Origin of the sequence: Streptomyces sp. NPDC086519, from assembly GCF_040686075.1 — a bacterium.
GTDB lineage: Bacteria > Actinomycetota > Actinomycetes > Streptomycetales > Streptomycetaceae > Streptomyces > Streptomyces shenzhenensis.
The window spans coordinates 38,540-46,841 of sequence record NZ_JBFBJL010000070.1 but is presented as its reverse complement, the minus strand read 5'-3'; the positions used below and the strand labels follow the sequence as shown (position 1 = coordinate 46,841).

The following is an 8,302-nucleotide window of genomic DNA, read 5'->3' as shown; positions in this document are numbered from 1 at the left end:
GTTCCTCGGCCGTCCTGCTGGCCGTCCTGCTCGGCCTCATGGCCTACGCGCAGATCCGGGAGCGCCTACCAGGCGAAGGCCTCCGGGGAGGGGCCTGGACCCGGGAAGATCTCGTCGAGGCCCTCCAGCAGCTCCTCGCTCAGCTCCAGCTCCACGGCCCGCAGAGCCGAGTCGAGCTGTTCGCCGGTGCGCGGGCCGACGATCGGGCCGGTGACGCCGGGGCGGGTGAGCAGCCAGGCCAGGGCGGCCTCGCCGGGCTCCACGCCGTGCTTGGCCAGCAGGTCCTCGTAGGCCTGGATCTGGGCGCGGATGGTGGTGTTGGCGAGGGAGTCGGCGGCCCGGCCACTGGCCCGGCGCCCGCCCTCGACCTCCTTCTTGATCACGCCGCCGAGCAGCCCGCCGTGCAGCGGCGACCAGGGGATGACCCCGAGGCCGTACTCCTGCGCGGCCGGGATGACCTCCATCTCGGCCCGCCGTTCGGCGAGGTTGTAGAGGCACTGCTCGCTGACCAGACCGATGGTCCCGCCGCGCCGGGCGGCGATCTCGTTGGCCTGGGCGATCTTGTACCCGGGGAAGTTGGAGGAGCCGACGTAGAGGATCTTCCCCTGCGTGACGAGGGTGTCGATCGCCTGCCAGATCTCCTCGAAGGGGGTCCGGCGGTCGACGTGGTGGAACTGGTAGACGTCGATGTAGTCGGTCCGCAGCCGCTTGAGGCTGGCGTCCACGGCCCGCCGGATGTTGAGGGCGGAGAGCTTGTCGTGGTTGGGCCAGGCGTCGCCGTCGGCGGCCATGTTGCCGTACACCTTGGTGGCGAGCACCACCTTGTCGCGGTGGGCGGGGCTCTTGGCGAACCAGTTGCCGATGATCTCCTCGGTCCGCCCCTTGTTCTCACCCCACCCGTACACGTTGGCGGTGTCGAAGAAGTTGATGCCGGCGCCGAGCGCCGCGTCCATGATCGTGTGACTGTCGGCCTCGTCGGTCTGCGGGCCGAAGTTCATGGTGCCGAGAACGAGTCGGCTGACCTTGAGTCCGGTACGTCCGAGCTGCGTGTACTTCATGGTCACCAAGCCAACGACGTGGAGTGCGCTCTAGGCAAGAGAGCAGGGAGCAGGGAGCGCTGAAAAGGTGTCGATCGGCGGCGAAGGTCCCTGCTACGGTGCGCCGATGTCATCGGTCAAGCAGTTCCAGGTCACCTTCGACTGTGCGGAACCCGAGCGCGTCGCCCGCTTCTGGTGCGAGGTGCTGGGGTACGAAGTGCCGCCGCCGCCCAAGGGGTTCACCACGTGGGACGACTACAACAGCGCCCAGTCCCCGGAGGAGCGGGGGTCGTGGTCCGCCTGCGTCGATCCGTCGGGGGTCGGCCCGCGGCTGTACTTCCAGCGCGTTCCCGAAGGGAAGGTCCTCAAGAACCGGGTGCATCTCGACGTGCGGGTCGGCACCGGGCTCGTGGGCGAGGAGCGCCTGGCCGCGCTGGAGGCCGAGTGCGCCCGCCTGCTCCCGCTCGGCGCGGTACGCGTGCGGCTCCTGTACGACGGCGGCGACGACTCGTGCATCGTGATGCAGGACATCGAGGGCAACGAGTTCTGTATCGACTGAGGCCGACCCCCTAGTCGACGGGGAACTCGTCCGTCTTCAGGGTGAGGCCGACGGCGGTCGTGGTGAGGTCGACGGCCGTGCCGAAATCGACCCTCGTCTCGGTCGTGTAGGTGTCGCCCTTGGGGTGGGTGTAGACGTGGACGCGGCGCTGGTAGGGGTCGACAATCAGGTAGACCGGGACCTCGGCCGTGGCGTACGCGGCCTTCTTGGGGCCGTAGTCGTTGGCCGCGGTGCTCTTGGAGATGACCTCGGCGACGAACTCCACGTCCTGATGCCGCCAGAGCCCGCTCTCCGTCCTGGCGGCGTCCTCGGCCAGCACCGTCACGTCCGACGCGAACCCATTGAGATGCCCCGGGTAGTCGATACGGACGTCGGACTTGACCCGCTTTCGGGGGTACTTGGTCCGCAGTTGCTCGACGATGTCCAGGATGATCTCCCAGTGGGTGTCCCGCTGCGGCGACATGAAGACGGTCCCCTCGACGATCTCGACCTTGTATCCCTCGGGGGCGGGCATCTTCTCGATCTGCTCGAACAGCTCGTCGAGCGTGATCTCGTCGTCGCTCTTGGCCATCGCGATCCTGTCTTCGAGGACGGTCATCCTGGCGCTCCTCCCCGGCCGCCCTCCGCACGAGTGCGGCCGCGCGGTTCAACGATACGCACGGTGACGGGGAAGCGGCCGGATTCGGTCAGCCCGATCCGGCCGCGTACGCCCCGCCCAGTCCCCACCCCTGCCGCATCGCCTCCGCGAACGCCCCCGCGATCCGGTGCTCGCCGCTCGCGTTCGGGTGGGTGCCGTCGTAGGTGTCGGTGTCGATGTCGTACGACGCCGGGGGTGAGACCATGAGGATCGGGGAGCGGGGCTCGTCCAGGTCGGCCGCCGTCTTCGCCAGCAGTTCGTTGAAGCGGGTCACCTGTTCCGCGAACGGCTCGTCCGACGCCGCCCGGATGTTCCGGATCACCGGCAGCAGCACCATGTGGATGCCCGCGTCGGCCTCCCGCGCGTTCGCGACGAAGGTCCGTACGTTCGCCGCCGTCTGCTCCGCGTTCGTGTAGAAGCCCAGGTCGATCAGGCCGAGGGAGACGAGCAGGACGTCGGCGCGGCACGAGCGCACCGCCTCCCCGATCAGCGGGGCCATGTGCAGCCAGCCCTCGCCCCAGCCGGCCAGGTGGGCGCGCGGGAAGCCGGGCTCGGCGTAGGCGTACGAGGTGGGCGCCTCGGCCTGCTTGTCGTACAGCGTCTCGCGGGGGCCGACCAGCGTGCACGGGCCGTCGTACGTCCTGCACAGGTGCTGCCACATGCGGTACCGCCAGGTGTGCTCGCCCGCGCTGCCGATCGTCATCGAGTCCCCGACGGGCATGAACCTGAGCATCCGCTCATGATGGACGATCAACGCGAGGGGTGGGGTGTGAGGACCGCCACGTCCCCGGCGAGCGAACACAGCGCGGGATGGCAGGCTTGAGCCCATGCGTCCACGATCGCTCACCCTCCTCGCCGGGATCCTGCTCACGGGTGCCCTCGCCGCCGCGCCCGCCTCCGCCGCCGACCCCGCCGGCGACAAAGGGTTCACGATCACGGACCCGCGGATCGCCGAGTCCAGCGGTCTCGCCGCCTCCCACCTGCACCCCGGCATCTACTGGACGCACAACGACAGCGGCGACGGCCCGTACATCTACGCCGTCGACAGCGCGACCGGCAAGACCGTCGCGCGGATCACGCTCAGCGGAGTCGGCACGCCGCGGGACGTCGAGGCCATCTCCATCGGCCCCGACAACCAGATCTACGTCGGCGACATCGGCGACAACCTCGACGGCAGCTGGCCCTACGTCTGGATCTACCGGCTGCCCGAGCCGAGGAAACTGGTCGACCAGACCGTCCGGGCCACGCAGTACGTCGTCAAGTACTCGAACGGCGCCCGGAACGCCGAGTCGCTGATCGTCCACCCCAAGACCGGGCGGGTGTACATCATCGACAAGAAGGAAAACGGCGGGCATCTGTACGAGGGCCCGGCGACCCTCTCCCCGACGGGTACGAACATCTTCAAGCCCGTCGCCGCCGTCGACCTGTGGGCCACCGACGCCGCGTTCTCGCCCGACGGCACGCAGCTCGTCGTACGTGGCTACTTCGGCGGCGTCTACTACGACTGGAACGGCGGCCGGATCAAGCGCGGGGGGCGGCTCGACGTGCCCCTCCAGAAGCAGGGCGAGTCGGTCAGCTACTCCGCCGACGGGACGAAGCTGATGTACGGGAGCGAGGGGGCCGACAGCCCGGTGCAGGCCGAGGACGTGCCGGGCGGGTCGGGCAAGGCGTCGCCGTCGGGCAGCGGCAGTTCAGCGGCCGGGAGCGACAGCGGGAGTTCTTCGGGCGGGGTCAGGGCCGGTGCCGTGGCCGTCGGGGTCGTCGCGCTCGTCCTCTTCGGGCTGCGGCGGCTGCGGCGCCCGTCCCAGCGCCGTCACTGATCAGGCGCCGGACGCCGGACGTCACCCGTCCGGGTCACCGGCGGGGCGGCCGTACGCGGGTCCGGGCAGGCTGGGAACCGTCCCGCGGGACGGGGCGGGAACGAGGCGACGGGTCCCGCCGCACGGAACTGGAGCACCCATGCCCCGCAACCGCCTGCGCCTGGCCGGGAACGTCTGCCTGCTCACGGCCGCCCTGAGTCCGGCTGTCCCCGCCATCGCCGTCCCCGCCACCGCCGTCCCCGCCATCGCCGTCCCCGCCATCGCCGTCCCCGCCATCGCTCTCCCGGCCAGCGCAGTCCCGGCCATCGCTGTCCCGGCCATCGCAGTCCCTGCCACCGCCGCCGCGCCCACCGGGGCCGTCCCCGCCACCGCCGCCGCGCCCACCGGGGCGGTCCGGGCCGCGGCCGCCGCGCTCCCGCAGTTCCGCTCGGTCAGTCTGCCGGTCGACGGCAGCTTCACCGGCCCGAACGAGACGGTCCACGTCAAGGGCACCCTCGACGTCACCGTCGTCACCCTGCCCGGCGCGGCCGGCGGCGGCACCGCGCAGGTCGTCAGCAGCCTCGACGACACCACCGGCGTCGGCGTCCCCAGCGGCAAGACGTACTACCTCGTCGGCGCGCACCGGGACACCGCCCCCTTCTCGGCGGCGGCGACCACGACGCTCCACATCAAGCCGGCCTTCCTGCTGGTCCCGCCCTCCGGAGCGCCCGGCCGGGTCCAGCCCCTCACGGTCTCGGTCACCATCACCTCCACCGGCGTGATCGACACCGTCACCGCGGCGGTCGGCTGACCCCCTCCCGCCCCGACGCGGGGCGGACGGGGCCGCCGTATGTCTTGACGGGATGACGGTGTCTCAGTTTCCTGGGAGGTGCGCGGTGCATGGGAGCGCTCCCATCATGTTCCGGGGCCGCGCCTCCCTTGTGGAACTCCGAGAGGAACAGGCCCATGTTCCGCTTACGCAGCCCGCGAAGGGCGCTGTGTGCTGTCGCCGCCGCGCTCCTCCTGCCCCTCTTCGCCGGTCTCGCCGGCGCGACGGACTCCGCGCACGCGGCGGACGCCCCCGGCGCCGGCTACTGGCACACCAGCGGCCGGCAGATCCTGGACGCGGCCGGGCAGCCGGTCCGGATCGCCGGGATCAACTGGTTCGGCTTCGAGACCGCCAACTACGTGGTGCACGGCCTCTGGTCGCGCGACTACAAGAGCATGATCGACCAGATGAGGTCGCTGGGCTACAACACCATCCGACTCCCCTACAGCGACGACATCTTCAAGAGCACGACCGTCCCCAACAGCATCGACTTCAGCAACGGCAAGAACACCGACCTACAGGGCCTGAACTCGCTCCAGGTGATGGACAAGATCGTGGCCTACGCCGGGCAGGACGGACTCAAGGTCATCCTCGACCGGCACCGGCCGGACGCCGGCGGCCAGTCGGCGCTCTGGTACACCGCGTCCGTCCCCGAGTCGACCTGGATCACCGACCTGAAGGCGCTCGCGACGCGGTACGCGGCCGACCCGACCGTCATCGGCATCGACCTCCACAACGAGCCGCACGATCCCGCCTGCTGGGGCTGCGGAGACACCTCCGTCGACTGGCGGCTGGCCGCCCAGCGCGCCGGGAACGCCGTGCTGTCCGTCAACCCCGACCTGCTGATCTTCGTCGAGGGCGTGCAGACGTACAACGGCGTCTCGGGCTGGTGGGGCGGCAACCTGATGGGCGTCGCCCAGTATCCGGTGCAGTTGTCCGTGCCGAACCGGGTCGTGTACTCCGCCCACGACTACGCCACCAGCGTGGCCCAGCAGAGCTGGTTCAGTGATCCCGCCTTCCCCGCCAACATGCCGGGGGTGTGGGACTCGTACTGGGGCTACATCTTCAAGCAGAACATCGCCCCGGTGTGGGTCGGCGAGTTCGGTACCACGCTCGCCTCGACCGTGGACCAGAAGTGGCTGGCCGCGCTGGTGAGTTACCTGCGGCCGACGTCGACGTACGGCGCCGACTCCTTCCAGTGGACCTTCTGGTCCTGGAACCCCAACTCCGGTGACACCGGCGGGATCCTGAAGGACGACTGGGTGACCGTGGACACGGTGAAGGACGGGTATCTGGCGAGTGTCAAGGCGCCGTTGTTCCCGAGCAGCGGCGGGGGCACGGGCGGGGGCGGAGGCGGCGGTGGTACGGCCGCCTCCTGCTCGGCCTCCTACGCCGTCAGCAGCGACTGGGGGAGCGGGTTCAACGCGGACGTGACGGTCACCAACACCGGGTCCGGCGCGATCGGTTCGTGGACGGTGACCTGGACGTGGAGCGGGTCGCAGCAGGTGACCAACATGTGGAACGCGTCGTACACCCAGAGCGGCGGGACGGTCACCGCGGTGAACGCCGCGCACAACGGGGCGATCCCGGCGGGCGGTTCGGCGAGCTTCGGGTTCGGGGGTGCGCCGGGCGGCGGGGGAGTGCCGAGCGTGAGCTGCGCGGCGAGCTGATCCGCTGGGTGCCCGTCACCCGAGTGGCGGACCGGGATGCCCGAAATACACGGCTTCGCGGGCCGGTGCCGCAGGCTGGTCCTGCCGGCCGTCGACGCGGGCGGCAGGACACCGCATCCCGACGGCTGATGGAGCTGACATGTCCCACGTGCCCGCCGACCTCCGCTACACCGAGGAACACGAGTGGATCCGCACCGAGGCCGACGGCGTCGCGGCCGTCGGCATCACCGACCACGCGCAGAACAGCCTCGGCGACATCGTCTTCGTGGAGCTGCCCACCGTCGGGAAGCAGGTGGCGGCGGGCGACGCGATCGGGGTCGTGGAGTCGGTCAAGGCCGCGTCCGACATCTACAGCCCGCTCACCGGCGAGGTCGTCGAGGTGAACGCGGAGGTCTCCGACGAACCGGAGCTGGTCAACAGCGAGCCGTACGACGCCTGGTTCGTCAAGATCAGGACCAAGGGCGGGGCGTCGTCCGACGGGCTGCTCGACGCCACGGCGTACAAGAAGCTCGTCAACGGGGGGTGAAAGCCCGAGGGGCGCCCGGTGTACCCGCACCGGGCGCCCCTCGTCGTGGACCGCGGGCGGTCAGAGCCTTTCGATCACGTAGTCGACGCACTTCGTGAGCGCCTCGACGTCCGCCGGGTCGATCGCCGGGAACATCGCGATGCGCAGCTGGTTGCGGCCGAGCTTGCGGTAGGGCTCGGTGTCGACGATGCCGTTGGCGCGCAGCACCTTGGCGACGGCGGCCGCGTCGATCTCGTCGGCGAAGTCGATCGTGCCGATGACCTGCGAGCGCTTGGCCGGGTCCGAGACGAACGGCGTGGCGTACTTGCTCTCCTGCGCCCAGGTGTACAGGCGGGTCGAGGAGTCCTTCGTACGGGCCGTGGAGAAGGCGAGGCCGCCCTGGCCGTTCAGCCACTCCAGCTGCTGGTTGAGCAGGAAGAGGGTGGCGAGGGCCGGGGTGTTGTACGTCTGGTTCTTGCGGGAGTTGTCGATCGCCGTGGGGAGCGAGAAGAACTCCGGGACGTGACGGCCGGACGCGTGGACGCGCTCGGCGCGCTCGATCGCGGCCGGGGAGAAGACCCCGATCCACAGGCCGCCGTCGGAGGCGAAGGACTTCTGCGGGGCGAAGTAGTAGACGTCGGTCTCGGCGACGTCGACCGGCAGGCCGCCGGCGCCGGAGGTGGCGTCGACGAGGACGAGCGCGCCCTCGTCGGCGCCCGCGACCCGCTTGATCGGCATGGCGACGCCGGTCGAGGTCTCGTTGTGGGTGAGGGCGTAGACGTCGACGCCGGCCTCGGCCCGCGGCTCCGGGTGGGTGCCCGGGTCGGAGGCGATGACGGTGGGCTCGGCCAGCCAGGGGGCGAGCTTGGCCGCCTTGGCGAACTTGGACGAGAACTCGCCGAAGTTGAGGTGCTGCGACTTGGTGTCGATCAGGCCGTGGGTGGCGATGTCCCAGAAGGCGGTGGAGCCGCCGTTGCCGAGGACTACCTCGTAGCCGTCCGGGAGGGAGAACAGGGCGCTGATGCCCTCGCGGACCTGGCCCACCAGGTTCTTCACCGGGGCCTGGCGGTGGGAGGTGCCCATCAGGGAGGTACCGGTGGCGGCCAGCGCGTCCAGCGCTTCCGTCCGCACCTTGGAGGGGCCCGCGCCGAAGCGTCCGTCGGCGGGCTTGATGTCAGCGGGGATCTGGATGTCAGCCACGGGGTGAGGTTAGCCGCTGGAGGAAACCTGGGCGAAACCTCGTCCGTCGGGTGAGACGGGTGCGTA

General features: G+C 70.4%; 9 protein-coding genes. 5 read left to right on the top strand and 4 right to left on the bottom strand.

Annotated features, from left to right (window positions below):
- Window positions 1–65 precede the first annotated feature (65 nt).
- Window positions 66–1,058, bottom strand: a complete 993-nt coding sequence (locus tag AB0P24_RS40125) for an aldo/keto reductase (RefSeq protein ID WP_365802994.1) — start codon at window positions 1,056–1,058, stop codon at window positions 66–68.
- Between the two features lie 106 nt (window positions 1,059–1,164).
- On the opposite strand from AB0P24_RS40125, the gene AB0P24_RS40120 reads away from it, so the two are divergent.
- Entirely contained in the window at window positions 1,165–1,596 is a 432-nt protein-coding gene (locus AB0P24_RS40120) for a VOC family protein (RefSeq protein WP_365802992.1), read from the top strand.
- A gap of 10 nt (window positions 1,597–1,606) precedes the next feature.
- On the opposite strand, the gene AB0P24_RS40115 is transcribed toward AB0P24_RS40120, so the two are convergent.
- Window positions 1,607–2,194 carry a Uma2 family endonuclease gene (locus AB0P24_RS40115; RefSeq protein WP_365802990.1) on the bottom strand — a complete coding sequence of 196 codons (588 nt, stop codon included), beginning with the start codon at window positions 2,192–2,194 and terminating at the stop codon, window positions 1,607–1,609.
- An 88-nt stretch (window positions 2,195–2,282) separates the two neighbouring features.
- The gene (locus AB0P24_RS40110; RefSeq protein ID WP_365802988.1) at window positions 2,283–2,966 is read right to left on the bottom strand and encodes a GDSL-type esterase/lipase family protein; all 684 of its coding nucleotides are present in this window, start codon (window positions 2,964–2,966) and stop codon (window positions 2,283–2,285) included.
- 94 nt (window positions 2,967–3,060) lie between these two features.
- On the opposite strand from AB0P24_RS40110, the gene AB0P24_RS40105 reads away from it, so the two are divergent.
- The 4 genes from AB0P24_RS40105 to gcvH all read left to right on the top strand — a co-directional run bounded on the left by AB0P24_RS40105 (window position 3,061) and on the right by gcvH (window position 7,057).
- Window positions 3,061–4,053 carry a WD40 repeat domain-containing protein gene (locus AB0P24_RS40105; RefSeq protein WP_365802986.1) on the top strand — a complete coding sequence of 331 codons (993 nt, stop codon included), beginning with the start codon at window positions 3,061–3,063 and terminating at the stop codon, window positions 4,051–4,053.
- Window positions 4,054–4,192: 139 nt separating this feature from the next.
- A complete protein-coding gene (locus tag AB0P24_RS40100) occupies window positions 4,193–4,843 on the top strand; it encodes a hypothetical protein (RefSeq protein WP_365802984.1) in 651 nt (216 codons plus the stop codon).
- Window positions 4,844–4,998: 155 nt separating this feature from the next.
- Window positions 4,999–6,531, top strand: a complete 1,533-nt coding sequence (locus AB0P24_RS40095) for a cellulase family glycosylhydrolase (protein WP_365802982.1) — start codon at window positions 4,999–5,001, stop codon at window positions 6,529–6,531.
- A 139-nt stretch (window positions 6,532–6,670) separates the two neighbouring features.
- Entirely contained in the window at window positions 6,671–7,057 is a 387-nt protein-coding gene (gene gcvH, locus AB0P24_RS40090) for a glycine cleavage system protein GcvH (protein WP_365802980.1), read from the top strand.
- A 60-nt stretch (window positions 7,058–7,117) separates the two neighbouring features.
- Here gcvH and serC read toward each other — a convergent pair whose 3' ends face one another.
- Window positions 7,118–8,236: a phosphoserine transaminase gene (serC, locus tag AB0P24_RS40085; RefSeq protein ID WP_365802978.1), complete on the bottom strand. Its 1,119-nt coding sequence runs from the start codon at window positions 8,234–8,236 to the stop codon at window positions 7,118–7,120.
- Window positions 8,237–8,302: the final 66 nt, after the last annotated feature.